Raw genomic sequence first — 25,702 nt, 5'->3', positions numbered from 1 at the left:
CAGCCAAGGCTGCCGGACGCCTGGCGGGACCGGTCGACTGCTAACAGTCATGGCCCGATTAACACGGTTTAACGCTGTCGCAAAGTCCGAAAATGCCTGTCATTCGCTTGCTCAACATTGAATTTCAGGCATTTGGCAGGCGGCATCCCGGGACGTTGAAGATCGCCCGCCGCACAATCTCGGCGGGCGGCCCATCCCGGAAACCGGATCAGATCATGGCCATGCCGCCGTTGACGTGAATCGTCTGGCCGGTGACGTAACCGGCTTCATTCGAAGCGAGGTAAGCGACCGCCGAAGCGATTTCGGCGCCGGTGCCCATGCGCTTCATCGGGATCGCGCCCATGATCGCGTCCTTCTGCTTGTCATTGAGCTTGCCGGTCATCGCGCTTTCGATGAAGCCCGGAGCCACGCAGTTGACCGTGACGTTGCGCGTCGCGATTTCCTGGGCAAGCGACTTGGAGAAGCCGATCATGCCGGCCTTGGAGGCGCAGTAGTTCGCCTGGCCGGGGTTGCCGGTGACGCCGACGATGGAGGTGATGTTGACGATGCGGCCGAAACGGCGGCGCATCATCGGATGGGTGAGTTCGCGCGTCAGGCGGAACACGGCCGTGAGGTTCACTTCGAGAACGGCATCCCAGTCCTCGTCGCTCATGCGCACGAAGAGGCCGTCCTTGGTGATGCCGGCGTTGTTGACGAGGATATCGACGCCACCGAGTTCGGCTTCAGCCTTTTCGCCGAGCGCCTTGACTTCGGCGCGGTCGGAAAGGTTTGCCGGGAAGAGCTGCACGCGATCGCCAAGTTCGTTGGCAAGCGCTTCGAGCTTTTCTACGCGGGTGCCGTGCAGGCCGACGATGGCGCCTTGAGCGTGCAGCATGCGGGCGATTTCTTCGCCGATACCACCGGATGCGCCGGTAACGAGAGCCTTGCGGCCGGAAAGATCAAACATCTCTTTGATTCCTTATAACTGGAACGCCTAGGCGCTCGCTCAGGCGAGCAAGGCGGCGAGTGCTGCGTCGATATCGGCGGGCGTATTGACGGCGATACCGTTGACGGTCTTGTCGATACGGCGGGCAAGCCCGGTCAGGACCTTGCCGGAACCGAGTTCATAAAGCGTCGTGACGTTGTTGGCGGCAAACCACTCGACCGTCTCGCGCCAGCGGACCTGGCCGGTGACCTGCTCGACCAGCAGCCGGGCGATCTCGTCGGCATCGCTGACGGGGGCGGCGAGCACGTTGGCGATGACGGGCACCACCGGATTGCGCTTTTCGACCTTGGCCAATGCCTCGCGCATAGCGTCGGCAGCCGGCGCCATCAGCGCGGAATGGAAGGGTGCCGAAACTGGCAGCATCAGCGCGCGCTTGGCGCCCTTTTCGGAAGCGAGCGTCGCGGCCTTCTCGACGGCGGCTTTCTCGCCGGAGATCACCAGCTGGCCACCGCCATTGTCGTTGGCGATCTGGCAGGAACCGAGGGCCGACGCTTCGCGGCAGACGGCCTCGACGTCGGCGTGCTCCAGACCGATGATCGCCGCCATTGCGCCCTTGCCGACCGGAACGGCCGCCTGCATGGCGTTACCGCGGATGCGCAGGAGGCGTGCGGTGTCGGCGATCGAGAAGGTGCCGGCGGCGCAGAGAGCCGAGTATTCGCCGAGAGAATGGCCGGCGACGAACGAGACCTTGGACTTGATGTCGAGGCCGTTGGCTTCAAGCACGCGAATGACGGCCATCGATACCGCCATCAGCGCCGGCTGGGCGTTTGCCGTCAGCGTCAGCGTTTCGTCAGGGCCGTTCCACATGATCTCGGACAGCTTCTGGCCGAGTGCTTCATCGACTTCGGCAAAGACGGCTGCCGCTTCCGGAAAAGCGTCGGCCAGATCCTTGCCCATGCCGACAGCCTGGCTGCCCTGGCCTGGAAACGTGAATGCAATGCTCATGGGATCGTCCCTTCCCTAGATCACTAGGATTTCGGGTCGGCGCGACACGAAATCCTAGTGATCGGTTCTTATGAGTTAGAGCGGGATGCAGGCAGAAACCATACATCTCCGGTTTCCTCTCCATTCACATTCCTTACCGACGAGTCAAGCTTGGAGGCCGGCAGGGACGCGACCGACAGGCCCTTTTGCCCTTGATCTTCAACAATCAAGGCGTAAGTTTGCCGCCCGATGTCGCTCTGCCCTTTCCCCAACCACCGGGGCTGAGGTGACCGCTCCATTCCCGGTGCCGGCGCCCCTTCCCTCCCCAGGTCGGCGCTCGCCCTTCACAAGGATACTTATCTAGATGCGCTACAACACGCTTGGCCGCACCGGCATCAAGGTTTCGGAAATCTGCCTGGGCACCATGACCTGGGGCTCGCAGAACTCCATCGCCGAGGCGCATGAGCAACTGGATTACGCCTTCGACAAGGGCGTCAACTTCATCGACACCGCCGAACTCTACCCGACCACCCCGCTGTCGCCGGAGACCTACGGCGACACGGAACGCTTCATCGGCGAATGGCTGGCCAAGCGCGGCCGGCGGGATGACGTCGTTGTCGCGACCAAGGTTGCCGGTCCCGGCCGTCCCTATATCCGTAACGGCAACCCGACGACACCCGAAGGCATCGACCAGGCGATCGATGCCAGCCTCAAGCGGCTGAAGACCGACTACGTGGATCTCTATCAGCTTCATTGGCCGAACCGCGGCCACTATCATTTCCGCAATGCCTGGTCCTACGACCCGTCCAAGCAGGACAAGGACCACGTCGCGAGCGACCTTCGGGCGATTCTCGACAAGCTCGGCGACCTCGTTAAGGCCGGCAAGGTGCGCGCCATTGGCCTGTCCAACGAGACGGCCTGGGGCACGATGAAGTTCATCGACATGGCTGAGCGTCATGGCCTGCCGCGCGTCGCTTCGATCCAGAACGAGTACAACCTGCTTTACCGCACCTACGACCTCGACCTTGCGGAACTGTCGCACCATGAGGATGTAGGCCTGCTCGCCTATTCGCCGCTCGCCGCCGGCCTTTTGAGCGGCAAGTATCTCGACGGCGCGAAGCCGAAGGGCTCGCGTCTTTCGATCAACGGCGATCTCGGCGGCCGCTTCACGCCGCACCAGGAGCCGGCCGTCGAAGGCTATGTCAAACTGGCGCGCGAGCACGGCCTCGATCCGGCGCAGATGGCGATCGCCTTCTGCCTGGCGCGGCCGTTCATGGCGTCCGTCATCATCGGCGCGACGTCGATGGAGCAGTTGAAGACCAACCTCGGCGCCATCGATCTCACGCTGTCGCAGGACGTCGTGAACGGGATCCGGCGGCTGCACCGGATCTATCCGATGCCGATCTGAGTGTGAGAGCAGATCGCCGATGCCGGTGCCCCAGACGAAAGCGGAACTGCTTGAGGCGATCGCCGTCCCGTTCGCCAGGCTGATGCGCGAGTTGGAACGGGTTCCTGACCAGCGCTACCGCGAACCTTCGCTCGAAGGCCACGCCAAGGGCACCATGATGAGTGTCGGCGATCTCGTCGCCTACCTCATCGGCTGGGGCGAACTGGTGATCAAATGGATCGATCGCGATCAGCGCGGCGAGCCGGTCGACTTCCCCGAGACGGGCTATAAATGGAATGAACTCGGACGGCTGGCGCAGAAATTCTATGCGGACTTCCAGGCCCTTTCGCCGGGCGAGCTTGTCGCCAGGCTGAAGCAAAGCAAGGAGGCGATCGAAGCACGGATCAGGGATCGCGACGAGCAGGCGCTCTACGGGCGGCCATGGTACGGAAAATTCACGCTCGGACGCATGATCCAGTTCAACACGTCCTCTCCTTATGCCAATGCCCACGTCCGCCTGCGCAAATGGAAGAAGGCGAACGGGCCGACGTAAAAAGCGGAAAAGATGCGGCAAGCCTTGCCTTCCGCGGAAAAATGCGTATAAGCGCGCTGTTCGAAATGCCCGGTCTTCTGGCTGGTGGCTGAACGGAGGGCCGGTTTCCCGTTAGGGGAGCCGTTAGGATTGCACGTCTTTCCGGCCTCCCGTGTCTCCGCTCTCGACCGTCTCGATACAACACTTTCTTGCCGGCTGCCTGTCAGCCACTAAGAACAGTCGTTGAGGCTTAGCCGCCGAGGTCCGGGCTGATTAACGCAAGAAAGGCAAGCCACAATGGCTCTTTATGAACACGTATTCCTGGCCCGCCAGGACATCACGCCGCAGCAGGTCGACGGTCTCGTCGAGCAGTACAAGGGCGTGCTCGAAGCAAACGGCGGTAAGGTCGGTCGCGTCGAGAACTGGGGCCTGAAGTCCCTCACCTACCGCATCAAGAAGAACCGCAAGGCTCACTACGTTCTCATGGACATCGACGCTCCGGCAGCGGCTGTTCACGAAATCGAGCGCCAGATGCGCATCAACGAAGACGTCCTGCGCTACATGACGATCGCCGTCGAGAAGCACGAGGAAGGCGCGTCGGCCATGATGCAGAAGCGCGACCGTGACGACCGTCCGCGCCGCGATGGCGACCGTCCGGAGCGTGGCTTCGGCGACCGTGGTCCGCGTCCGGACCGTGGCGACCGCGAAGACCGCCCGCGCCGTCCGCGCGAAGACCGCGTGTAATCAAGAAACTTTAGGAGATTAAGACAATGGCTGAAGTTTCTTCCGCTCCGGTTCGTCGCCCGTTCCACCGTCGCCGCAAGACCTGCCCCTTCTCGGGCGCAAACGCTCCGCGGATCGACTACAAGGACATCCGTCTTCTGCAGCGCTACATTTCCGAGCGCGGCAAGATCGTTCCTTCCCGCATCACGGCCGTTTCCCAGAAGAAGCAGCGCGAACTCGCCCAGGCGATCAAGCGTGCACGCTTCCTCGGCCTGCTGCCCTACGTCGTTTCCTAAGAACGGCTGACCGTCCGTCAGTCTTCTGACTCGACGGAACCCGACGTGTTGGGAGAGGCGCTCCCCTAAGGTGAGCGCCTCTTTCACTCCCTTCCGCGATGGGCGCGGATCGGAACCGGCGCGATGCGCCAAAATCCCATGCTGGGGAAAAGGCTTCGGCCATCCCCTAACTGCACGAAGCAGGACAGCGAACGTGACGAATGTGAACAGGACATCGCTGCTGACCGGCGTTCTCGCCGGCGTTACCGCCGCCCTCTTGTCGATGGGCGCGAATACGCAGTCGTCTCTTGCGATCGTCCTTTATGCCGCTTCGGCCCTTCCGATCCTGATTGCCGGCCTCGGCTGGGGCAATGCCGCCGCGATCACCGCAATCGTCACGGCCGGCGCCACCGGTGCCGTTCTCGTTTCGCCCTATTTCTCGCTGCTGATCCTCGTTGTCACGCTGATCCCCGCCGGTTGGCTGAGCCATCTCGCCAATCTCGCCCGCCCGGCGTCCGAACTCGGCGGCCCGGACGAGGCGCTCGCCTGGTATCCGCTTTCCGATATCCTCAGCCATCTCGCTGGTCTGGTGACCGTCGGCATGATCATCGTCGGCATCATCGTCGGCTATGGCGCCGATATCTCCGATCGCATGGTCGATATCGTCATTCAGGCGGTGAAGGCGCAGGACAGCGCCTACAACCCCGATGCGGCCGCCATCGCCCAGATCAAGTCGCTCTTCACCCTCGCCTTGCCGCTCGTCCAGGGCGCGATCTGGGTGCTGATGCTGTTTACCGCCTACTACCTTGCCACCCGCATCGTGCAGATGTCCGGCCGGTCGTTGCGCCCGCGCGAGGACATTCCTTCGACGCTGCGCATGCACCGCAACGCGATCTTCATCTTCCTCGGCGGCCTGGTCCTCACCTTCCTCGGCGGCGCACCCGCAACGATCGGCGCGCTGATCTGCGGAACCTTCGGCGCGGGCTTCCTGCTTGCCGGTTTCGCCTCCTTCCATTTCCGCACGCGCGGCAAGTCCTGGCGGCTTCCCGTGCTGTGGATCGCATACCTGTCGGTGCTCGTGTTCACGATCCCGGCATTCTTCTTCCTCCTGTCCGGCCTGATCGATACGCGACGCACCATCGCGGTCACGCCGGTTGGAAAAAACTGACCAACGAACTGGAACTCTGAAAGGAAACCAACATGGAAGTCATTCTTCTCGAACGTATCGCCAAGCTCGGCCAGATGGGCGAAACCGTAAAGGTTCGCGACGGCTTTGCCCGTAACTACCTCCTGCCGCTCGGCAAGGCGCTGCGCGCCAACGCTGCCAACAAGGCCCGTTTCGAAGCTGAGCGTTCGACGCTCGAAGCTCGTAACCTCGAGCGCAAGTCGGAAGCCCAGGCTGTTGCCGAGAAGCTCGACGGCAAGTCGTTCATCATCGTTCGCTCGGCTGGCGAAACCGGCCAGCTCTACGGTTCGGTTGCTGCCCGCGACATCATCGAAGTGCTCGCTGCCGAAGGCTTCAACGTCGGCCGCAACCAGGTCGACCTCAACCAGCCGATCAAGTCGATCGGCCTGCACAAGGTCACGCTGCACCTGCACTCGGAAGTCGAGATCTCGGTTGAAGTCAACGTTGCCCGTTCGGCCGAAGAAGCCGGTCGCCAGGCCAAGGGCGAAAGCCTGACCTCGGCCGACGCCATCTACGGCGTTGACGAAGACGCCCTGAAGCCGGAAGACTTCTTCAACCCGGAAGCCGAAGGCGAAGAAGAATAAGCCTTAAAGGCCATTCGACATGCGAAAGCCCGGATCATCGATCCGGGCTTTTTTCTTGGCCGCTGCACGGCCCGCTCTGGCAATGACGTCCAGGAAGTCGGCCGCCTTATCCGTGAGCGGCAAGGGGCGAGCCGCCCTTGTTGGCCTGGTCCGGCGCAACACGCACCGGCGCATCCTTGTCGACGCGCACGACGACCGAGAGACCGGGTGAGAGCATTTCCGCCAGCGGCTGGCCGGGATCGACGGCGATGCGCACGCCGACGCGCTGGGCCACCTTGGTGAAGTTGCCGGTGGCGTTGTCCGGACGGATGATGCTGAACTCCGAACCGGCGGCGGGCGAGAACCGCTCGATATGCCCCGTCAGCTCGTTCCTCTGCAGGGCGTCGACCGCGATGGTGACGGGTTGGCCCGCCTTCATGCCATCGAGCTGCGTCTCCTTGAAATTGGCGACCACCCAGACGTCGTTCGGAACCAGCGCCAGGAGTTGCGAGCCGGCTGTCACATATTGACCGATGCGCGCGCCGATCTCGCCGAGCCGGCCGTCACGCGGCGCGACGATGCGCGTGTTGTCGAGATCGATACGCGCGAGTTCGACGGCCGCTTCCGCCCCGCTCACCGCGGCCCGCAGTCCGGAACGCGCGCCGAGCGTCGTCGCCAGTGCCTGCTTCGAGACTTCCAGCCCGGCTTCTGCCTGGCTCACGGCAGCGTCGGCCTGCTCGAAGCCCGCACGCGCTTGATCGGCGTCGCTGCGGGTCGAAACACCCATTTCCGCAAGCGGGCGAATGCGGTCCCAGGTCGCACGCGCCCGGTTGAAGGCGGCCTTGGCGCTGTCGATCTGCGCCTGGCTTGCGGCGATACCGGCCTTGGCCGAAAGCTCCTGCTGGAAGGAATTGGCAAGGGCTGCCTTCTGACCGGCAAGCGTGGCTTCCGCCTGCGCCACCTTCTGCGCATAGATGCGGTCGTCGATCTTCACCAGCAGTTGCCCGGCCTTGACCGTCTCGTAGTCGTGCACCGGAACGTCGGCGACATAGCCCGCAAGCTGTGGGCTCATGATCGTGACAAAGCCACGCACATAGGCGTTCTCGGTCGATTCGACCGAACTGTGGAACGGCGGCAGCCGCCAAGCGTAGAGCACAAGGGCGATGCCGGCGATGCCGGCGAGAAGAACGATGATGCTCGTGGGCGAGCGTAGGGATTTCAACATGGTCGTCAACTCTGTCAATCAGGTGGCAGGCATCGGCGCAGGCGCGGACAATCTCTGCCTGAGCCAGTTGTAGAAGATGTGCAGCAGCAGCCCGGCGAGCGCGAAGAGCGCGACCGCCGAAGCCAGCAGGAAGGCGTCGTTGTAGGCGAGGATGTAAGCTTCGCGGGTTACCTGCTGTGACAGCAGCACGGTGCCTTCGCCGCCGAGCAGGATCTTGTCGCCCATCACCTTGGCGTAGGCGGCGGAAAGCTGGTTGACGCGCTGGGCAACCAGCGGGTTCGAGAGCACCATCTGTTCGGCGAGAATGTTGGAGTGAAACTTTTCGCGGATCGTGACGAAGGTGCCGAAGGCGGCAGAACCGATCAGGCTGCCGATGCTCTGGGTAAAGAGGAAGATCACGATGAAGCTCAGGATATAGCTCGGCCCCTTGGCGAGCGCCGCCTTGAAGCCGCGTGCCATGGCCGGCGGCAGGAAGAGCGCCGTGCCAGACGCTATCATCGCCTGGCTCAGATACATCTGCTCCGGCCGCGTGAGGCTGGTCGCCTGGCTATCCATGTAGGCGCCGGTCGCCAGAAGGCCGAGCGCCAGGATATGCACGCGCTCCGCATGCTGAGGATTCATCAGCGCGGCGCAAAGCAGGCCGCCACCGATCGCCGCGGCAAGAATGATCCAATAGAGGGTCGCGACCTGCTCGAACTGGAGACCGAGCTGCTGGTAGAAGTTCGCCGCGACCGTGGATTGTTCGGAGGCCACCAGGCGGAAAATGAGGAGAACGGCGGCAAAGTGCACGATCTCCTTGGAGGCGATCCAGCGCACGTCGATCAAGGGTACCGGGCGATGGAGTTCGATCAGCACCGCAGTCGTCAGCGTCGTGATCGAGACGACCAGCAGGACGCCGAGCCATGGCGCCTCGAACCACCAGTAGAGGCGCCCCATGGTCAGGACCACGGCGAGGCAGCCGAAGGCGACGGCGACGAGCAGGTAGCTCAGGATATCCATGCGCTGGATGACCTTCGCATGCGGGACCGGCGTCAGCGGCAAGAGGTAGATGATCGGCAGCGCGATCAGCGCCAGTGCCATTTCCAGCGTGTAGAGCGCGTGCCACTGGCCGTATTCGATCAAGGTCGGCGAGATCAGGCGGGTGACCGGCGCGGAAATCGTCGTGCAGGTGAGCGCCAACGCCAGACCGACGGTCAGCTTGCGCGCCGGCGGAAAGGCTTCGAGCATGTAGAGAAAACCGAGCGTCGACATCGGTGCGGCGGCAATGCCGCTGATGAAGCGCACGACGATCGCCGAATGCAGATCGGAAACGAAGACGTTCATCAGCGAGACGACGACGAAGCCGGCGATGCTGATTTCGGCAAAACGGCGCAGCCCGTACTGGGCGCGGATCTTCACCAGCGCAATCGACAGGCTGACATTCGGCGCCATGTAGGCCGCCGAAAGCCAGCCGGCCTCGATGGCGGTCGCCGAAAGCGAGCCCTGGACCTGCGTGAGGTTGGCGAGCGCCAGGTTCATGCCGAGCCCCTGCGTCAGGAACAAAAGCACGGAGCCCAGGACATAGACCGCCGAAAGCAACAGGCCTTTATCGACCGGGGCCGGTACGGGCGCTGGCGCTGGCACTGGTTCCGGTGCAATCGCGGCTTCCCCGCGTTGATCCTCGTCGATGGTCTCCGCAGCCTCAAGCTCGATGGCGAGGCGATTGTCGTTTGCGGCGGCCGTCGCGCCTGCACCCATCGCCGTCACTCCCGCGCCAGCGACTGGACATTGTCGGCGATCGCCCGGATCACCCGCTTCGTCACCGCAAGCTCGGCTGCGTCGATGCCTTGCAGCACTTCGGCCCGGATCTCGTCGGCAAGCCTGAGGATCTCGTCGGCGACCGTGCGGCCGAGTTCGGTCATATGGATCTGCTTGGCGCGTCGGTCGGAGACCTCCACCCGCCGCTCGATGAAGCCCTGCTTCTCCATGCCGTCGAGCAGGCGCACCAGGGTCGGGGTCTCGATGTCGAGCTCGTCGGCGAGCTCCCGCTGGTTGAGGCCGTCCTTCTTCGTCAGGGCGAAGAGCGCGCGGGCGCGCGACAGCGTCAGCCCCCTCTCCTTCACCCGCGCATCGAACACGGCGCGCAGCTTGCGATTGACCAGCGACAAGGCATCGAACAGTTCGCGGTTCACGGTTGGCTGATACATTGGTATCTTTTCCATATTACTAGCATGCTAATTATATTGCCTCTATCTAATCCAAATGCGGTGGATTTTCAAGATGCGGATTTGAGGCAGAGGAGGACGGCGTTACACTTCGGCTTGTCGGGAAGGTTCGGGTGATTCGCGGCGTCAACGACCAAATTTGTGACGACGGCATAATCCGCACATTTGCGAACCCCCGCCTGTGGATCAGTCGAACAACGGGAACAGCGCCGAGTGCGGTGACGTCGCTCTGCGACTGTGTCCCTCGTGCACTTGACCCGGTCCGCGCTTAGACGCAAACCGGTGCCACACCAGACAGAGGCAGAGATAATCGAATGAACGAAGCGTCGCGAAAGCTATCCCCTATCGGCAAGGATCAGGCGGACCAGCACTACCGCGAGGCCCCGAACAACCTCGAGGCCGAGCAGGCGCTGCTTGGCGCGATCCTCGTCAACAACGACGCCTACTACCGCGTCTCGGACTTCCTGAAGCCCGTGCATCTGCACGAGCCGCTGCACCGCAAGATCTACGAAGTCGCCGGCGACATCATCCGCATGGGCAAGATGGCGAACCCGGTCACAATCAAGACCTTCCTCAAGGCCGACGAGAAGGTCGGCGACGTCACCGTCGCGACCTATCTTGCGCGCCTTGCCGGCGCCGCCGTGTCGATCATCAACGCAGAAGACTATGGCCGCGCGATCTATGACCTGGCGCTGCGCCGTTCGCTGATCACCATCGGCGAGGACATGGTCAACATCGCCTATGACGCGCCGCTCGACATGCCGCCGCAGGGCCAGATCGAAGATGCCGAACGCCGTCTGTTCGAACTGGCCGAGACCGGCCGCTACGACGGCGGCTTCCAGTCGTTCAACGACGCCGTGGCGCTCGCCATCGACATGGCCGGCCAGGCCTTCGAGCGCGACGGCAGCCTTTCGGGCATTTCAACCGGCATCCTGTCGCTGGATGGCCGGATGGGTGGCCTGCAGCGTTCCGACTTGATCGTGCTTGCCGGACGTCCGGGCATGGGCAAGACCTCGCTTGCCACCAACATCGCCTACAACATTGCCGCGGCCTACGAGCCGGAAATCCAGGCGGACGGCTCGTTCAAGGCGAAGAACGGCGGCGTCGTCGGCTTCTACTCGCTCGAAATGTCGTCTGAACAGCTCGCCACCCGTATCATCTCCGAGCAGACCGAAGTCTCCTCGTCGAAGATCCGCCGCGGTGACATCTCCGAGGCCGATTTCGAAAAGCTCGTCGCCTGCTCGCAGATGATGCAGAAGGTGCCGCTTTATATCGACCAGACCGGTGGTATCTCGATCGCCCAGCTTTCCGCCCGCGCGCGCCGCCTGAAGCGTCAGCGCGGCCTCGACTGCCTGGTGGTGGACTACATCCAGCTCATGACCGGCTCGGGCAAGTCCAGCGACAACCGCGTGCAGGAAATCACCCAGATCACCACCGGCCTCAAGGCGCTCGGCAAGGAGCTGAACGTTCCGATCATCGCGCTCTCGCAGCTCTCCCGTGGCGTCGAAAGCCGCGAAGACAAGCGTCCGCAGCTCTCCGACCTTCGTGAATCGGGCTCGATCGAGCAGGACGCCGACGTCGTGCTCTTCGTGTTCCGTGAGGAATACTACGTGAAGAACCTGGAGCCACGCGACGAGTTCGATCCGAAGTACGAAGAGTGGAAGATGAAGATGGAGCAGGTGAAGGGCACGGCCGACGTGATCATCGCCAAGCAGCGTCACGGACCGACCGGTACCGTGAAGCTCGCCTTCCAGTCGGAATTCACGCGCTTCACCGACCTCGCCGATCCATCCTTCACTCAGTACGAGGAACACTAGACTGCTTCCTTGTTTCTTCGAAACAGTGAAACAGCCCATCACTTATGAAAGAACGCAATTCCGGACGGAAAACCGTTTCACACGTTTCCTGGGATTGCTCAGAGTTCCGTGGGGGCGGCCGGAGCGGGCTGGGAAAAATGTTTGCGGTTTCCCAGCCCGCTCTCAATTTCAAAAGGCATGTGCCTTTCTCGCTGAAGCGCGCCTCGCACTCCGGCACGAACTTTCAGAACACGAGGCGCAGCAGCGCCACCGAGACGACGCCGACGCCGACCGACACCAGGAGCGGCAGTCGCATGGCGGCCACCGCCGTCGCGGCAGCGGCGATCGTTTCCGCCGGGCCGGTCACGAAGGCCGTCGGCGCGATGACCGCCATCAGCACAGCCGGCGGGATCGCCTCCAGCGCGCGCTTCTGATTTTCCCCGATCGTTACATAGCGGATCAGCACGAGGCCGCCGATACGGGTCGCGATCGTCGCAACCGCCATGGCAAGAATTGCGAGAAGCGTGTTGAGATCGACGGTCATGCATGGGCCTCCTTGCGAGCGCCGGAGAGAAGCGCCACCACGACGCCGGCCGCAGCCCCGGCAGCGATGTACCAGACGCCCGGCAGCAATTGGTGCGTAATGACCGCCGCGAGCGCGCTTGCAGCCAGAACGGCCCCGGTCTCGCGCCCCTTCCAGAAGCCCATGACCAGCACGATGAAGACAGCGGGGAACGCAAAATCGAGGCCCGTAACCTTCGGATCGCCCAGGAAGGCCCCGAGCAGCGCGCCGGCAAGGCTCGTCAGCACCCAAAGGCAATAGAACGGTACCGCAAGGCCCGCATACCAGGCAGGCGTCAGCTTGCCGTTGCTCGCGCGCATCTCGGCCATGGCCCAGATCTCGTCGGCCAGAAGCAGCATCGACGCATAGCGCGCCGGCCCGGAGAAACTGTCGAGCTTGCCGCCGATCGAAGCGCTCATCAGCACATGGCGAATGTTGACGAGCAGGGCCGAAAAGCCAAGTGCTGCCCAGGACGCCGGATGCGTCCAGATATCCATGGCGACGAACTGCGATCCGCCGGCAAAGACCAGCGCGCTCATCAGCGCCACCTCGGCCGGCGTGAGCCCCTTGCTCGCAGCCACCGCGCCGAACACGAGGCCAACCGGCATGACCGCAACGATCAGCGGCGTCATGGCGACTGCCGCGGCCCGAAATTCCTGAAACGCACTTCTTTCCTGCAACGTCCACGTCTCCATTCGCGCGATGCACCGCCTTTCCACGCAGGCGCGCCATCGCAATCACCCGCGTGTTCTAGGTCTCGGGTTGAGGATCGTCTTGAACGAAAGTGATCAGCCGGCGCGGAAGGCCCCGGGGGTAACGCCGGTGCGCGCCTTGAAATGACGGCTGAAATGCGCCTGGTCGGCAAAGCCGCATTGATAGGCCGCGTCCACCGCCGACCAGCCGTGCCGCAGCAGCGTCTTTGCCGCCCGCACACGCTTGTCGGTCAGGTACGCGTGCGGCGTGATATGGAACTCCTTGCGGAAAGCGCGGATGAGGTGGGCACGGCTGAGGCCTGCAACCTTCGCCAGTTCCTCGAGCCCGACGTCCTCGGCATAGTTTTCGGCCAAGAAGTCGCGCGCCCGGTGCACCGCCGATTGCTCCCGCGTTTCGATCGGCGTGATGATCGTGCTGCCGTGGCGCTCGAACATCGTCGCGAGAACGCTGAACATGCTCTCTTCCGCCTCGAGGGTGCTGCCGTTCAGCTCGAGCATGCGGTGCGCGTGATGAAAGGCTATCGCCAGGTCCGGCGCCTGCAGTACGCGCCTGGAGAAGGACGGCGTGCCCTTGAAGGCGCGGCCGGTCACGTCCTCGATGATGTTCACCAGAAGCTCGGCGCTCGGGTAGACCATGCGATAACGGTAACCGCTGCCACCGGGATGGCCGTCATGGATCTCGTCGGGGTTGATGAGATAGAAAAAGCCCGGGCCCGCTTCCGAGCGCTCGCCCTTGATCTTGCTGATCTGCGAACCGGCCTCGATGGCGCCGATGCTGAAAGTCTCGTGCGCATGCGGCGCGAATTCGTGGGTGATGAAGGTCGCCGTCAGACATTCCATGCCCATGAAACGGGGATCCCGCCAGAAGCGCGTGCGCTCGGCGCCCTCAATCGGCGTGTCATCGATGGCCTGCTGCTGCGAAATCGTCTGCATACGCAAACCATAGGGAATTGGCGTCCCCGCGTCTTGCACAAAAGTGCTCGCTCGAAGCCGCCCCTCCTTTCGGCCGATGCGACAGGCCGGCATTTGCGGCGATGAGCGCTAGGCTGTATTGCTCTTGGATCGTCCACGGCAGAGTACCCGGCATGCTCCCTCCAGAATTTCTCGCCGCCTCCAACCGGCTCACCATCGACCTCGGCGCCCTCACCGACAACTGGCGCGCGATGAATGCCCGCTCGGGCAAGGCGCGGGCGGCGGCAGTGCTCAAAGCGGACGCCTATGGACTCGGGATCGATCAGGCGGCCCCTGCCCTCTATGCCGCCGGCGCGCGCGACTTCTTCGTCGCCAATGCCGAGGAAGGTGCCGATCTCCGCCCCCTGGTTCCGGACGGCCGGATCTACATTCTCGCCGGCATGTGGCCGGGCAACGAGGCGCTTTTCTTCGACAATGACCTGGTGCCGGTCATCAATTCGGACGAGCAACTGGCCGTGTTCATGGCCGCACTCTCCGAACGGGGCGACCACCCTTGCGTGCTGCATGTCGATACCGGCATGAACCGGCTCGGCCTCACGGTCGAGCAGGCCGTTGCGCTTGCGACAGACCCAGCGCGGCCGGCGAGCTTTTCGCCCGTGCTGATCATGAGCCACCTCGTCTGCGCCGACGATCCCGAACACCGGCTGAACGGCCTTCAACTCCGGCGCTTCCACGAGGCGACCGCCGCCTATGAAGGCGTCGATGCGAGCCTTGCCAATTCCGGCGGCGTCTTCCTCGGTTCCGACTATCATTTCGACCTGACCCGGCCGGGCATCGCCGTCTACGGCGGCGAGGCGGTGAACGACGTTCCGAACCCGATGAAACCGGTGGTGACCGCCGAGGCACGGATCATCCAGGTTCGCGATGTGGCCGCCGGCGGCACCGCGAGCTATGGCGCATCCGCCCGCTTCGACCGCGACAGCCGTATCGCGACCGTCGCAGTCGGCTATGCCGATGGCTACCACCGCTCGGTCTCCGGCGGCGGCGTCACCCTCAGGCAGGCGACCCCGTCGGGCGCCTTCGGCTTCCTGCATGGCCGGAAAGTGCCGCATGTCGGCCGCGTCACCATGGATCTCAGCCTTTTCGACGTCACCGACCTTCCCACGGGTACTGTGCGGCCGGGCGATTACATTGAGCTCTTCGGCCGGCACATCGCCATCGACGATGTCGCGCGCGCCGGTGGCACGATCGGCTACGAGATGCTGACCAGCCTCGGACATCGCTATGCCAGGCACTATGTCGGCGGCGCGTGACGCCGTCCTTCATATCATTTTTCGGTCATTCTCACTGAAATTCACCTTTTGTTCCGCGTTTCGCGGCATTATGTGACGATACAAGTGATTCTTTTCCGCCGACGTCCGATCGCGACGTCGGCGGTCTCACATTCCGAAAGTCGATGCCGATGGCGAAAGCGCGTACCCAATTCATCTGCCAGAACTGCGGCACGGTCCACACCCGCTGGGTGGGCAAGTGCGAAGGCTGCGGCGAGTGGAACACGATCATCGAGGACAATCCGACGGCAGGCATCGGTGGCGGTCCGTCGCGGGCGCCGAAGAAGGGACGCCCGGTGGCGCTCACCACCCTCTCGGGCGAGATCGAAGACGCGCCACGGATTCAGACAGGCATCTCGGAGCTCGACCGGGTAACCGGCGGCGGCTTCGTGCGCGGCTCGGCGCTGCTCGTCGGCGGCGATCCCGGCATCGGCAAGTCGACCGTGCTGATGCAGGCGGCGGCCGCGCTCTCGCGCCGCAATCATCGCGTCATCTATGTCTCGGGCGAAGAGGCCGTCGCGCAGGTGCGCCTTCGCGCCCAGCGCCTCGGCGCTGCCGACAGCGACGTGCTGCTCGCCGCCGAGACCAATGTCGAGGACATTCTGGCGACGCTCTCTGAAGGCAAGCGCCCGGATCTGGTGATCATCGATTCGATCCAGACGCTCTGGAGCGACATCGTCGATTCGGCGCCGGGCACCGTCACCCAGGTTCGCACAGGCGTTCAGGCAATGATCCGCTTTGCCAAGCAGACGGGAACCGCCGTCGTGCTCGTCGGCCACGTCACCAAGGAAGGCCAGATCGCCGGCCCGCGCGTCGTCGAGCACATGGTCGACGCCGTGCTCTATTTCGAAGGCGACCGCGGCCATCACTACCGCATCCTGCGCACCGTCAAGAACCGCTTCGGCCCGACCGACGAGATCGGTGTGTTCGAGATGTCGGACAAGGGCCTGCGCGAGGTTGCCAACCCGTCGGAACTCTTCCTCGGCGAACGCAACGAGAAATCGCCGGGCGCCGCCGTCTTTGCCGGCATGGAAGGCACCCGCCCCGTCCTCGTCGAAGTGCAGGCGCTGGTCGCGCCGACCTCGCTCGGCACGCCGAGACGCGCGATCGTCGGCTGGGATTCCGCACGGCTCTCGATGATCCTCGCCGTGCTCGAAGCCCATTGCGGCGTGCGGCTCGGCCAGCACGACGTCTATCTCAACATTGCCGGCGGTTACCGCATTTCCGAGCCGGCTGCCGACCTGGCTGTGGCTTCCGCACTGGTTTCATCGCTTGCCGGGCTTGCCCTTCCGGCGGATTGCGTCTATTTCGGCGAAGTCAGCTTGTCGGGTGCCATCCGGCCGGTTGCGCATACCGCACAACGCCTTAAGGAAGCCGAGAAGCTCGGGTTCTCGCAGGCGGTCCTGCCGTCCGCTTCGACCGAACTGCCGAAAAACGGCAATGGCCGCTGGAGCGAGATGGAAAGCCTGCCCGATCTGGTGGCGCGCATCGCGGGGTCGCGAAACGCACTGAGACCGGCGGAGGACGAAGACTGAAGATGCGGATGTCGCAGGCCGCCCTTTAAGGGCCGCAAACAGGCTGAAAATGCCCTGAACTCAGGGCCGATGGCGGATAGGCTTGAGGAGACCCGGACGAACCGGGTCCGGAGTAAGGACAAAATGCCCATTACAATTCTCGACGGTATCGTTCTCGGCGTCGCCCTGTTTTCCGCAATCCTGGCCATGGTTCGAGGCTTCTCGCGCGAGGTGCTCTCGGTCGCGAGCTGGGTGGGTGCGGCAGCTGCCGCCTACTTCCTCTACCCGCATCTCCTGCCCTATGCGAAGCAGTATACCAACAGCGACACGGTCGCGATGATCGGATCGGCAGCGGTGATCTTCCTGATCGCGCTGATCATCATCTCCTTCATCACCATGCGGATCGCCGATTTCATCATCGACAGCCGCATCGGCGCGCTCGACCGCACGCTCGGTTTCCTGTTCGGCGCCGCCCGCGGCATCCTGCTGGTCGTCGTCGCCATGCTGTTCTTCAACTGGCTCGTCGCTCCGCAGCAGCAGCCGGCCTGGGTCACCCAGGCGAAATCGAAGCCGCTGCTCGACAATCTCGGCAACAAGCTGATCGCTCTGCTGCCTGAGGAAGCCGACGCCACCATTCTCGATCGCCTGCGCGGCAAGGACACGACCGGCGAAGGCGAAGGCGAAGCGCCGGCAACGACGCCTGGCCAGGCACCTGCGACGACGCCGGACCAGGCGCCCGCCGACGACGCCCCGGCCACCAACGGCTGAGACAGGAACGATTTGCCGACAAAGCCCGCCCCGCGGGCTTTGTCCTTTTGGGGAATAACGCTTGCAGCCGTTTTCAGCTAAGATTGCTTGAAGACGGCGGGCCTGATCACGATATGCGCACCGGTACGGAGCAAAGGCGACTGTGATGACCGATAGATCCATCGAAATCCACGATGAACTCGAAGGCGACGAGCTGCACGAAGAGTGCGGCGTCTTCGGCATACTGGGGCACTCGGATGCGGCGGCGCTGACAGCGCTCGGCCTGCACGCGCTCCAGCATCGCGGTCAGGAGGCGGCCGGCATCGTCACCTTCGACGGCAAGCAGTTCTGCACCGAAAAGCGCATGGGCCTCGTCGGCGACCACTACACGGATCCGGCGACGCTCGCGAAACTGCCCGGCTTCATGTCGATCGGCCACACCCGCTATTCGACGACGGGCGAAGTGGCGCTGCGCAACGTGCAGCCGCTCTTTGCCGAGCTCGAAGTCGGCGGCATCGCCGTCGCCCACAACGGCAACTTCACCAACGGCCTCACGCTTCGCCGGCAGCTGATCGCCGACGGCGCCATCTGTCAGTCGACGTCGGATACCGAAGTCGTTCTGCACCTGATCGCGCGCTCGAAGCAGACCTCCTCCTCCGACCGCTTCATCGACGCCATCCGCCAGATGGAAGGCGGCTATTCGATGCTGGCGATGACCCGCACGAAGCTGATTGCCGCGCGCGACCCGATCGGCATCCGCCCGCTGGTCATGGGCGAACTCGACGGCAAGCCGATCTTCTGCTCCGAGACCTGCGCGCTCGACATCATCGGCGCCACCTATGTGCGCGACGTCGAGAATGGCGAAGTCATCATCTGCGAAATCCAGCCCGACGGCTCGGTCACGATCGATGCGCGCAAGCCCGAGGTATCGCAGCCCGAGCGGCTCTGCCTGTTCGAATATGTTTATTTCGCCCGGCCGGATTCGGTCGTCGGCGGCCGCAGCATCTACGTCTCGCGCAAGAACATGGGCGTCAATCTCGCCAAGGAAGCGCCTGTTGAGGCCGACGTGGTCGTTCCGGTTCCGGACGGCGGCACGCCGGCCGCGCTCGGCTATGCCCAGCAGAGCGGAATTCCCTTCGAATACGGCATCATCCGCAACCACTATGTCGGCCGCACCTTCATCGAGCCGACGCAGCAGATCCGCGCCTTCGGCGTCAAGCTGAAGCATTCGGCCAACCGCGCGATGATCGAGGGCAAGCGCATCATCCTCGTCGACGATTCGATCGTGCGCGGCACGACGTCGGTGAAGATCGTACAGATGATGCGCGACGCGGGCGCACGCGAAGTGCATGTACGCGTCGCCAGCCCGATGATTTTCCATCCGGATTTCTACGGCATCGATACGCCGGATCGCGACAAGCTGCTCGCCAACCAGCATGCCGACCTCGCCTCCATGTGCCGCTACATCGGCGCGGACTCGCTCGAGTTCCTGTCGATCGACGGCCTCTATGAGGCGGTCGGTGGCGAGAAGCGCGATCCGAAGGCACCGCAGTTCACCGACCACTATTTCACCGGGGACTATCCGACCCGCCTCCTCGACCAGGAAGGCGCCAGCAATGTCCGCAAACTCTCGGTTCTCGCCAGCAACGGATAATCAGACAACAAAATGACGATCGATCTCAAAGGCCGGGTGGCCGTGGTCACCGGCGCATCGCGCGGTATCGGCTATTTCACCGCTCTCGAACTGGCCAAGGCCGGTGCCCATGTCGTCGCCTGCGCGCGCACCGTCGGCGGTCTCGAAGAACTCGACGACGCGATCAAGGCGGCGGGCGGTTCTGCGACGCTGGTGCCCTTCGACCTCGCCGACATGCCGGCGATCGACAAGCTTGGCGGCGCGATCAACGAGCGCTGGGGCAAGCTCGACATCCTGGTTGCCAATGCCGGCGTGCTCGGCACGATCTCGCCGATCGGCCATGTCGAGGCGAAGGTGTTCGACAAGGTGATGATGATCAACGTCAACGCCACCTGGCGGCTGATCCGTTCGCTCGAGCCGCTGCTGATTAAGTCGGACGCCGGTCGTGCGCTGATCCTGTCGTCGAGCGCCGCACAGAAGTGCAAGCCCTTCTGGGGCCCCTACTCCGCGTCGAAGGCCGCCGTCGAGGCTCTGGCCCGCACCTGGGCCGGCGAGACGCAGCGCCTGCCGCTGCGCATCCTCTCGGTCGATCCCGGCGCCACCCGCACCGCGATGCGCGCCCAGGCGATGCCCGGCGAGGATCCGGAGACCGTGCCGCATCCGTCGGAAGTCGCAGCCAAGCTGCTGCCGCTGGTTGGCCCCAACCAGACCGAAACCGGCAAGCTCTACATCGTGCGCGAAGACAAGATCGTCGATTACCGGATGCCCGAATAAGCTTCGGCACACCGCTCAAATGAGAAAGGCCACCGTCTCGTCACGGTGGCCTTTTCTTTTTGCGTGTCGTTTTGGTCTCGGTCAGTCCTTGTCGCCGGGCAGGCCGTCGCCGCCGGTCGAAGGATGGACCGGCCAGTCGCCGCCATACTTGCGCTGCCAGGAGCGCGCGCCGAAGGGCAGCGTGATCAGATAGCCGAGCGCCGTTACCGCCATCGTTTCCCAGGTATAGGTCATCAGCGTCGCAACGTAGAAGACGACGCCGAGGATGGCCGGCAGGACGAGGTCGCGGCGAACGCGGCTATTCTCCGACTTGCCGGACCAGACCGGCAGGCGGCTGACGAGCAGGAAGGCGATCAGTACCGTATAGGCCGACGCGATCAGCGCGAAGGTGCGCTCCGGGGCAAGGCCCAGGAGACCCAGGTAAACCGGCAACAGCACGAGCATGGCGCCTGCGGGCGCCGGCACGCCGACGAAGTATTCAGACTGCCAGGACGCCTTGACCTGGCGCTCCGCCATCACGTTGAAGCGCGCGAGCCTCAGACCCATCGCGATCGCGTAGACCAGAGCCGCGATCCAGCCGATCGAGCGCGCCTGATCGAGGATGAAGACATAGAGCACGAGGGCCGGCGCGACGCCGAAGTTGATGATGTCGGCAAGCGAATCCATCTGGCCGCCGAAGTTCGACGTCGCCTTCAGGGCGCGCGCGACGCGACCGTCGATGCCATCGAGAAAGGCGGCGAGCAGCACCATCGCAACGGCAAGCTCGATGCGGTTTTCAAAGGCGAGCCGGATGCCCGAAAGACCGGCGCAGATCGCGAGCACCGTAATGAGATTGGGGATCATCAGCCGCAGCGGGATCTCGCGCAGCCGTGGGCCGCGCGCGGTATCGCTCGAGCCGTTGGTGTCCTCGGACACCTGCGGCGCTTCGATCGGTTTTTGCTGTTCAGAGCCTTCCATGGACACTCCTTATGCGCGGCGGCTGATGACCGGGCCCTTGGCCGAGCCAAACTCGGCAAGCACCGTTTCACCGGCAACGGCGGTCTGCCCGACGCTGACGCGCGGCTCGGCGCCGGCCGGCAGGAACACGTCGAGGCGCGAGCCGAAGCGGATCAGGCCGAAACGTTCACCGGCCTCCAGCGAGCCGTTCTCATACTTCCAGCACAGGATGCGGCGGGCAACGAGGCCGGCGATCTGAACGACGCCGATGGCGCCGTGCTTGGTGTCGATCACCAGACCATTGCGCTCGTTCTCCTGGCTGGCCTTGTCGAGCTCGGCATTGACGAACTTGCCGGCGCGATAGGCGACGCGGGTGATGGTACCGGCCATCGGCGCGCGGTTCACGTGGCAGTTGAACACATTCATGAAAACGGAGATGCGCAGCATCGGTTCCGAGCCGAGGTTCAGTTCTTCCGGTGGCAGGACCGTCGCGATCGACGAGACGCGGCCGTCAGCCGGGCTGATCACCAGATCGTCGTCAAGCGGCGTCATGCGCTCGGGATCGCGGAAGAAGTAAGCGCACCACGCGGTCAGCACGAAGCCGATCCACATCAACGGCTCCCACAGGAAGCCAAGCACCAGCGACACGACGAAGAAGATCGCGACGAAGCGATAGCCTTCCTTGTGCACCGGGACGAGCGTGTTGCGGATCGTATTGACCAGGCTCATGAACTCTACTCCAGATTTTCCGTGGAACGTGATCGTTTTCTATAAGTTAGCGCGGGATGCGGACGGAAAACCGCAAACGCATTTCCTGCCCCCGCTCTAGCGCGAAATGTCCCGGCGGGCAACGCCGCCCGCCCGGTAGCGACAAAACGCGTCGCGCTCAGCAAAGAAAAAGACGCCATCAAACCGCCGGCTCGCCACGCGTGACGATGCCGAGATCGTCGCTTTCGCGCACGCGCTTCAGTTGCTCTTCGGCCTGGGTCGCTTCGCGCTGGCGGCTCCACATCGAGGCATAGAGCCCGTCGCGGTCGATCAGTTCGCCATGGGTGCCGCGTTCGGTAATGACGCCGTCCTTCAGCACGATGATCTCGTCGGCGTTGATGACGGTCGAAAGCCGGTGCGCGATGACCAGCGTCGTGCGGTTGCGCGACACGACGTCGAGGGCCGACTGGATCTCCTGCTCCGTGCGGGTATCCAGCGCCGAAGTCGCCTCGTCGAGGATCAGGATCGGCGGGGCCTTCAGGATCGTGCGGGCGATCGCGACGCGCTGCTTCTCGCCGCCCGAAAGCTTCAGGCCCCGCTCGCCGACCATGGCCTGGAAGCCCTCCGGCAGCGTGCGGATGAACTCGGCGATCTGCGCGGCTTCGGCCGCCGCCTCGACTTCGGCTTCGCTCGCCGAAACGCGGCCATAACGAATGTTGTAGGCGATGGTGTCGTTGAAGAGCACCGTGTCCTGAGGCACCATGCCGATCACCGAGCGCAGGCTCTTCTGCGTCACTGTGCGCACGTCCTGGCCATCGATGGTGATCGCCCCTTCCTGCACGTCGTAGAAGCGATAGAGCAGCCGCGAGAGCGTCGACTTGCCGGCACCGGACGGGCCGACCACGGCAACCGTCTTGCCGGCGGGCACCTCGAAGGTGATGCCCTTCAGGATCGGGCGCGCCGCATCATAGGCGAAATGCACGTCCTTGAAGGCGATGGCGCCCTTGCCGATGACAAGTTCGCTCGCATCGGGCCGATCCACCACTTCGGCACGCACGTCGAGCAGATCGAACATATGCTCGATATCGGTGAGCCCCTGACGGATTTCGCGGTAGACGAAGCCGATGAAATTGAGCGGGATCGCAAGCTGGATCAACATGGCGTTGATGAAGACGAAGTCACCCAGCGTCTGTTCGCCGCGCTGAACGGCCAGCGCCGACATGATCATCATGACGGCCGTACCGGCGCCGAAGATCAGCGCCTGGCCGAAGTTGAGCCAGCCGAGCGACGTCCAGACCTGGGTCGCCGCCGCCTCGTAGCGTTCCATCGACTTGTCGAAACGACGGGCTTCCATCTCCTCGTTGCCGAAATACTTGACCGTCTCGAAGTTCAGCAGCGAGTCGATCGCCTTGGTGTTGGCGTCGGTGTCGCTGTCGTTCATCGAACGGCGGATGGCGATGCGCCAGTCGCTCGCGCGCACGGTGAACCAGATGTAGAGCCAGACGGTGACGGCAGTGACGAGGAGATAGCTGAAGCCGTAGCCCCACCAGAAGATCACCGCCGTCAGCAGGAACTCGATCAGCGTCGGCACGCTGTTGAGGATCGTGAAGCGGACGATCGTTTCGATGCCCTTGGTACCGCGCTCGATGACGCGCGAAAGCCCGCCGGTGCGCCGCTCCAGATGGAAACGGAGCGACAACTGGTGCATGTGTATGAAGGTCTTGTAGGCGAGTTGCCGGACGGCATGCTGGCCGACGCTTGCAAACAGTGCGTCGCGCAACTGGTTCAAACCGGCCTGCAAAAGACGGGCAAGGTTATAGGCAAGCACCAGCATGACCGCGCCGGTCATGAACACGGGCAGAAAGCCCAGGACATCCGGCTTGCCGTTCAGCGCATCGGTTGCCCATTTGAAGGAATAGGGAACGAGGATCAGGACGACCTTGGCGATGATCAGAATGACCGTTGCCCAGATCACCCGGAGCTTGAGATCGGCCCTGTCCGACGGCCACATGTAGGGCCACAGATTGGCGATCGTCTGCAGGGGATTGCTGGTATCGGCCGAAACGGTTTTCTTCTGGGGTGCCACGTTCTGATCCGCTCTTACGTTTGCGCGCTTGGAGGCAGATTGTCGCGCATCCAAGCTCTGCGCCGAGCCCTCCCTGTAAACGAAGACCTCAGGCGCCGTCATCACCGTTCAATGAAAAGCGGCGCCCTGTCGAAGGCGCCGCCCTTGGTCGGGAGATAGGCATCCGCCGCAGCCGCCGCAATGTCGGCGGCCGCAGATCGGATGCTTATTGCTCTTGTTTCATGTGCTTCTTGTGAATTTCCCGCGATTCTTCATCCGGCAGCGCCTTGTCCGGCACGCCGAAGACCTGGCCCGGACGAATGCGGTCCGGGTCCTCGATCTGGTCCTGGTTGGCGAGATAGATCGTGGTGTAGCGCAGGCCCGCGCCATAGACGCGGCGCGAGATCTGCCACAGCGTGTCGCCGCGGCGGATGATCACCGAACTCTTGCTCTCCTTGAGCGGAGCCTGCTCGAGCGTCTGGGGCTGGTCGGGCGAGGCTGCAACGGCTGCGGTTTCGGTCGCCGGCTGTGCCGGTGCGGCATCGTTTACTACCGCGCTTCCGGCACCCATCGCTTTTGCCAGTTCACCCGGCGCCGGGGCATTGTCCTTCGGCTGAGCCTTCTCGGGCGACGCCGGCGTGGCGCTGCCCTGCTCGGCCAGGACCGCACCGACGGTCGCATCAACCTTGGTAAGGGCCGTCGCCACGCTCGACGGGTCCTGAGGCGCTGCCTTCAGCGCCGCGAGCGCGCTGGCCGCGGCCTTTGCTGCCCGCGTCGCCGAGGCGACGAGCGTCTGGTCGGAATTGTCGGCAAGACGGAAATCCGCGAGCGACTTCAACGCGATCTCGGTCGCCGAACGGGCGGCAGCCAGCTGCTCACCGTTCGGGACCTTGCCATTGGCATAGAGCCCCTTCAAGAGCGCCAGCGCCTTTCCAGCTTCCGCACGCAGGCCATCGAGACCCGCGGTTGCCGACGGCGTGCCCGAAGGCGCAACGGCCGCGACCTGCGATCCTGCGGGCCGGTCGAAGGGAACCGAGGCGCGCATCACGACCTTGGTGCCGTCCTCGTTCAGCATGTCCGCCCGGATGATGTGGCTGCCCACCGTCAACTCGATCTCACCGTCGACGACGAAGTGGCCCTTGTCGTCGGCCTTCATTTCGCCGACGAGCCTGTCGTCGGCATAGACGCGCACCAAGGCACCGGCCTTGGCGCTGCCGGCGACGAACATCTTGCTGCCTTCGATCTCGACCGCACTCACCTGCAGGCCCGGAACGCCGGAAAGCTGCGCGGGCGCCGTGGCGGCATCGACCGCCTGCGGCGTTGCGGAGGCAACCTCGGCCGGCTTGAGGTCCGCAGCCGCGACTTCCTCCGCCGCACCCGGCGTCGTGATCAGACGGCTCGCCGTACCCGGCTTCGAGACCATGGCAAGCAATTGACCGGACGGGTCCTTGGGAACGGAAACGGTCGCAACTTCCTCGGAGCTCTTCACCGCACCGTTTTCACCGGTGGCACGCAGCGTGAGCTGATGGTCACCCGCCGGAAGGGGATTGTCGAAGACCGCGGCAAAGTCGCCGGTCGCGCCGACATCGGCGGTGCCGACCACGGTGTCGCCGCTCAGGATCTCAAGCTTCGAGTTCGGCTGGGCGTGGCCGGCGATCACCGTCGAGCCATCGGGCTCAACACGCAGCACGTCGAAACCGGGAACGGCCGGATCGGTCGCAGGCGCGTTGGCGGCGGTCGCCGCTTCGGCCTTCGGCTGCTCCTGCTGCGGCGCAGCATCCGCCTTGGCGGTCTCGGCAGAGGCGCCGGTCGCCTGCGGTCCACCGGTCGCAGGCGTAGCCTCGGTCGACTGCGTCGCGGTGCCTGCTGCCTGATCGGCCGCCGGCTTCTTGCCGTCGCCGCGCAAGTTCGGTTGAATTACGAATACCATCAACGCTGTTGCTGCCACGAGGACAGAAATGGCCACCCAGCCGGCCTTATTTTTGATCATGCCACTCTCCACACGGA

At 63.9% G+C, this 25,702-nt stretch carries 24 protein-coding genes; 12 read left to right on the top strand and 12 right to left on the bottom strand.

Annotation, left to right across the window (positions count from 1 at the left end):
- Window positions 1-208: 208 nt before the first annotated feature.
- Window positions 209-946 carry a 3-oxoacyl-[acyl-carrier-protein] reductase gene (gene fabG, locus ACIQUG_RS00415; RefSeq protein ID WP_043611367.1) on the bottom strand — a complete coding sequence of 246 codons (738 nt, stop codon included), beginning with the start codon at window positions 944-946 and terminating at the stop codon, window positions 209-211.
- Between the two features lie 39 nt (window positions 947-985).
- Window positions 986-1,930 carry an ACP S-malonyltransferase gene (gene fabD / locus ACIQUG_RS00410; protein ID WP_402316279.1) on the bottom strand — a complete coding sequence of 315 codons (945 nt, stop codon included), beginning with the start codon at window positions 1,928-1,930 and terminating at the stop codon, window positions 986-988.
- Between the two features lie 343 nt (window positions 1,931-2,273).
- Between fabD and ACIQUG_RS00405 the strand changes: the two genes are divergently transcribed.
- The 6 genes from ACIQUG_RS00405 (at window position 2,274) to rplI (ending at window position 6,596) form a co-directional block, all read left to right on the top strand.
- Window positions 2,274-3,317 carry an aldo/keto reductase gene (locus ACIQUG_RS00405; protein ID WP_402316276.1) on the top strand — a complete coding sequence of 348 codons (1,044 nt, stop codon included), beginning with the start codon at window positions 2,274-2,276 and terminating at the stop codon, window positions 3,315-3,317.
- A 19-nt stretch (window positions 3,318-3,336) separates the two neighbouring features.
- Window positions 3,337-3,849 carry a ClbS/DfsB family four-helix bundle protein gene (locus tag ACIQUG_RS00400; protein WP_402316273.1) on the top strand — a complete coding sequence of 171 codons (513 nt, stop codon included), beginning with the start codon at window positions 3,337-3,339 and terminating at the stop codon, window positions 3,847-3,849.
- A gap of 276 nt (window positions 3,850-4,125) precedes the next feature.
- Window positions 4,126-4,572, top strand: coding sequence for a 30S ribosomal protein S6 (rpsF, locus tag ACIQUG_RS00395; protein WP_402316270.1), 447 nt, complete (start codon window positions 4,126-4,128; stop codon window positions 4,570-4,572).
- A 26-nt stretch (window positions 4,573-4,598) separates the two neighbouring features.
- Window positions 4,599-4,847, top strand: coding sequence for a 30S ribosomal protein S18 (rpsR, locus tag ACIQUG_RS00390; protein WP_025426448.1), 249 nt, complete (start codon window positions 4,599-4,601; stop codon window positions 4,845-4,847).
- Between the two features lie 193 nt (window positions 4,848-5,040).
- Complete coding sequence (locus tag ACIQUG_RS00385; RefSeq protein ID WP_402316265.1) at window positions 5,041-5,994, top strand: DUF2232 domain-containing protein; 954 nt, start codon at window positions 5,041-5,043, stop codon at window positions 5,992-5,994.
- A gap of 32 nt (window positions 5,995-6,026) precedes the next feature.
- Window positions 6,027-6,596, top strand: a complete 570-nt coding sequence (gene rplI / locus ACIQUG_RS00380; protein ID WP_402316262.1) for a 50S ribosomal protein L9 — start codon at window positions 6,027-6,029, stop codon at window positions 6,594-6,596.
- A 106-nt stretch (window positions 6,597-6,702) separates the two neighbouring features.
- On the opposite strand, the gene ACIQUG_RS00375 is transcribed toward rplI, so the two are convergent.
- From ACIQUG_RS00375 to ACIQUG_RS00365, 3 genes are read right to left on the bottom strand one after another with little or no spacing between them, the layout of a single operon-like run.
- Window positions 6,703-7,800 (bottom strand): HlyD family secretion protein, encoded by a 1,098-nt coding sequence (locus tag ACIQUG_RS00375; RefSeq protein ID WP_402316259.1) that lies wholly within the window; start codon window positions 7,798-7,800, stop codon window positions 6,703-6,705.
- Window positions 7,801-7,818: 18 nt separating this feature from the next.
- A complete protein-coding gene (locus tag ACIQUG_RS00370) occupies window positions 7,819-9,537 on the bottom strand; it encodes an MFS transporter (RefSeq protein ID WP_402316256.1) in 1,719 nt (572 codons plus the stop codon).
- 5 nt (window positions 9,538-9,542) lie between these two features.
- Window positions 9,543-9,986 (bottom strand): MarR family winged helix-turn-helix transcriptional regulator, encoded by a 444-nt coding sequence (locus tag ACIQUG_RS00365; RefSeq protein ID WP_043611356.1) that lies wholly within the window; start codon window positions 9,984-9,986, stop codon window positions 9,543-9,545.
- A gap of 332 nt (window positions 9,987-10,318) precedes the next feature.
- On the opposite strand from ACIQUG_RS00365, the gene ACIQUG_RS00360 reads away from it, so the two are divergent.
- On the top strand, window positions 10,319-11,821 hold the full coding sequence (locus tag ACIQUG_RS00360) for a replicative DNA helicase (protein WP_402316253.1): 1,503 nt from the start codon (window positions 10,319-10,321) through the stop codon (window positions 11,819-11,821).
- A 223-nt stretch (window positions 11,822-12,044) separates the two neighbouring features.
- On the opposite strand, the gene ACIQUG_RS00355 is transcribed toward ACIQUG_RS00360, so the two are convergent.
- From ACIQUG_RS00355 to ACIQUG_RS00345, 3 genes are all read right to left on the bottom strand, one after another.
- Window positions 12,045-12,344 carry an AzlD family protein gene (locus tag ACIQUG_RS00355; RefSeq protein ID WP_402316250.1) on the bottom strand — a complete coding sequence of 100 codons (300 nt, stop codon included), beginning with the start codon at window positions 12,342-12,344 and terminating at the stop codon, window positions 12,045-12,047.
- Window positions 12,341-12,994: an AzlC family ABC transporter permease gene (locus tag ACIQUG_RS00350; RefSeq protein WP_402320491.1), complete on the bottom strand. Its 654-nt coding sequence runs from the start codon at window positions 12,992-12,994 to the stop codon at window positions 12,341-12,343. Before ACIQUG_RS00350 ends, ACIQUG_RS00355 begins: the two co-directional genes overlap by 4 nt.
- 156 nt (window positions 12,995-13,150) lie before the next feature.
- The gene (locus ACIQUG_RS00345; protein WP_402316248.1) at window positions 13,151-14,008 is read right to left on the bottom strand and encodes an AraC family ligand binding domain-containing protein; all 858 of its coding nucleotides are present in this window, start codon (window positions 14,006-14,008) and stop codon (window positions 13,151-13,153) included.
- A 152-nt stretch (window positions 14,009-14,160) separates the two neighbouring features.
- On the opposite strand from ACIQUG_RS00345, the gene alr reads away from it, so the two are divergent.
- The 5 genes from alr (at window position 14,161) to ACIQUG_RS00320 (ending at window position 19,986) form a co-directional block, all read left to right on the top strand.
- Window positions 14,161-15,300 carry an alanine racemase gene (alr, locus tag ACIQUG_RS00340; RefSeq protein ID WP_402316245.1) on the top strand — a complete coding sequence of 380 codons (1,140 nt, stop codon included), beginning with the start codon at window positions 14,161-14,163 and terminating at the stop codon, window positions 15,298-15,300.
- A 149-nt stretch (window positions 15,301-15,449) separates the two neighbouring features.
- Entirely contained in the window at window positions 15,450-16,853 is a 1,404-nt protein-coding gene (radA, locus tag ACIQUG_RS00335; RefSeq protein WP_043611486.1) for a DNA repair protein RadA, read from the top strand.
- 123 nt (window positions 16,854-16,976) lie between these two features.
- Window positions 16,977-17,600 carry a CvpA family protein gene (locus tag ACIQUG_RS00330; protein ID WP_402316241.1) on the top strand — a complete coding sequence of 208 codons (624 nt, stop codon included), beginning with the start codon at window positions 16,977-16,979 and terminating at the stop codon, window positions 17,598-17,600.
- Between the two features lie 145 nt (window positions 17,601-17,745).
- Entirely contained in the window at window positions 17,746-19,233 is a 1,488-nt protein-coding gene (gene purF / locus ACIQUG_RS00325; protein ID WP_402316238.1) for an amidophosphoribosyltransferase, read from the top strand.
- A gap of 12 nt (window positions 19,234-19,245) precedes the next feature.
- Entirely contained in the window at window positions 19,246-19,986 is a 741-nt protein-coding gene (locus tag ACIQUG_RS00320; RefSeq protein WP_402316236.1) for an SDR family NAD(P)-dependent oxidoreductase, read from the top strand.
- A gap of 81 nt (window positions 19,987-20,067) precedes the next feature.
- Here ACIQUG_RS00320 and pssA read toward each other — a convergent pair whose 3' ends face one another.
- The 4 genes from pssA to ACIQUG_RS00300 form a co-directional block, all read right to left on the bottom strand.
- Complete coding sequence (gene pssA, locus ACIQUG_RS00315; RefSeq protein WP_052202086.1) at window positions 20,068-20,943, bottom strand: CDP-diacylglycerol--serine O-phosphatidyltransferase; 876 nt, start codon at window positions 20,941-20,943, stop codon at window positions 20,068-20,070.
- A gap of 9 nt (window positions 20,944-20,952) precedes the next feature.
- A complete protein-coding gene (locus ACIQUG_RS00310; protein ID WP_192447378.1) occupies window positions 20,953-21,651 on the bottom strand; it encodes a phosphatidylserine decarboxylase in 699 nt (232 codons plus the stop codon).
- Between the two features lie 178 nt (window positions 21,652-21,829).
- Entirely contained in the window at window positions 21,830-23,716 is a 1,887-nt protein-coding gene (locus ACIQUG_RS00305) for an ABCB family ABC transporter ATP-binding protein/permease (RefSeq protein WP_402316232.1), read from the bottom strand.
- A 205-nt stretch (window positions 23,717-23,921) separates the two neighbouring features.
- A complete protein-coding gene (locus ACIQUG_RS00300; protein ID WP_402316230.1) occupies window positions 23,922-25,685 on the bottom strand; it encodes a LysM peptidoglycan-binding domain-containing protein in 1,764 nt (587 codons plus the stop codon).
- Window positions 25,686-25,702: the final 17 nt, after the last annotated feature.

It is taken from the genome of Ensifer sp. NPDC090286, assembly GCF_044769565.1.
In the GTDB taxonomy this organism is placed as follows: domain Bacteria; phylum Pseudomonadota; class Alphaproteobacteria; order Rhizobiales; family Rhizobiaceae; genus Ensifer.
Note: the sequence above shows the minus strand (reverse complement) of the source record. Positions and strands in the feature narration are given on the sequence as shown.

Coding starts and splice junctions, on each gene's coding strand:
- ACIQUG_RS00365 (WP_043611356.1), bottom strand. CDS start 9,986: ATGTATCAGCCAACCGTGAACCGCGAACTGTTCGATGCCTTGTCGCTG.
- fabG (WP_043611367.1), bottom strand. CDS start 946: ATGTTTGATCTTTCCGGCCGCAAGGCTCTCGTTACCGGCGCATCCGGT.
- fabD (WP_402316279.1), bottom strand. CDS start 1,930: ATGAGCATTGCATTCACGTTTCCAGGCCAGGGCAGCCAGGCTGTCGGC.
- rplI (WP_402316262.1), top strand. CDS start 6,027: ATGGAAGTCATTCTTCTCGAACGTATCGCCAAGCTCGGCCAGATGGGC.
- rpsF (WP_402316270.1), top strand. CDS start 4,126: ATGGCTCTTTATGAACACGTATTCCTGGCCCGCCAGGACATCACGCCG.
- ACIQUG_RS00355 (WP_402316250.1), bottom strand. CDS start 12,344: ATGACCGTCGATCTCAACACGCTTCTCGCAATTCTTGCCATGGCGGTT.
- alr (WP_402316245.1), top strand. CDS start 14,161: ATGCTCCCTCCAGAATTTCTCGCCGCCTCCAACCGGCTCACCATCGAC.
- ACIQUG_RS00300 (WP_402316230.1), bottom strand. CDS start 25,685: ATGATCAAAAATAAGGCCGGCTGGGTGGCCATTTCTGTCCTCGTGGCA.
- ACIQUG_RS00400 (WP_402316273.1), top strand. CDS start 3,337: ATGCCGGTGCCCCAGACGAAAGCGGAACTGCTTGAGGCGATCGCCGTC.
- ACIQUG_RS00320 (WP_402316236.1), top strand. CDS start 19,246: ATGACGATCGATCTCAAAGGCCGGGTGGCCGTGGTCACCGGCGCATCG.
- radA (WP_043611486.1), top strand. CDS start 15,450: ATGGCGAAAGCGCGTACCCAATTCATCTGCCAGAACTGCGGCACGGTC.
- purF (WP_402316238.1), top strand. CDS start 17,746: ATGACCGATAGATCCATCGAAATCCACGATGAACTCGAAGGCGACGAG.
- ACIQUG_RS00350 (WP_402320491.1), bottom strand. CDS start 12,994: ATGACGCCGCTGATCGTTGCGGTCATGCCGGTTGGCCTCGTGTTCGGC.
- ACIQUG_RS00405 (WP_402316276.1), top strand. CDS start 2,274: ATGCGCTACAACACGCTTGGCCGCACCGGCATCAAGGTTTCGGAAATC.
- ACIQUG_RS00345 (WP_402316248.1), bottom strand. CDS start 14,008: ATGCAGACGATTTCGCAGCAGCAGGCCATCGATGACACGCCGATTGAG.
- ACIQUG_RS00330 (WP_402316241.1), top strand. CDS start 16,977: ATGCCCATTACAATTCTCGACGGTATCGTTCTCGGCGTCGCCCTGTTT.
- ACIQUG_RS00310 (WP_192447378.1), bottom strand. CDS start 21,651: ATGAGCCTGGTCAATACGATCCGCAACACGCTCGTCCCGGTGCACAAG.
- ACIQUG_RS00360 (WP_402316253.1), top strand. CDS start 10,319: ATGAACGAAGCGTCGCGAAAGCTATCCCCTATCGGCAAGGATCAGGCG.
- rpsR (WP_025426448.1), top strand. CDS start 4,599: ATGGCTGAAGTTTCTTCCGCTCCGGTTCGTCGCCCGTTCCACCGTCGC.
- pssA (WP_052202086.1), bottom strand. CDS start 20,943: ATGGAAGGCTCTGAACAGCAAAAACCGATCGAAGCGCCGCAGGTGTCC.
- ACIQUG_RS00370 (WP_402316256.1), bottom strand. CDS start 9,537: ATGGGTGCAGGCGCGACGGCCGCCGCAAACGACAATCGCCTCGCCATC.
- ACIQUG_RS00375 (WP_402316259.1), bottom strand. CDS start 7,800: ATGTTGAAATCCCTACGCTCGCCCACGAGCATCATCGTTCTTCTCGCC.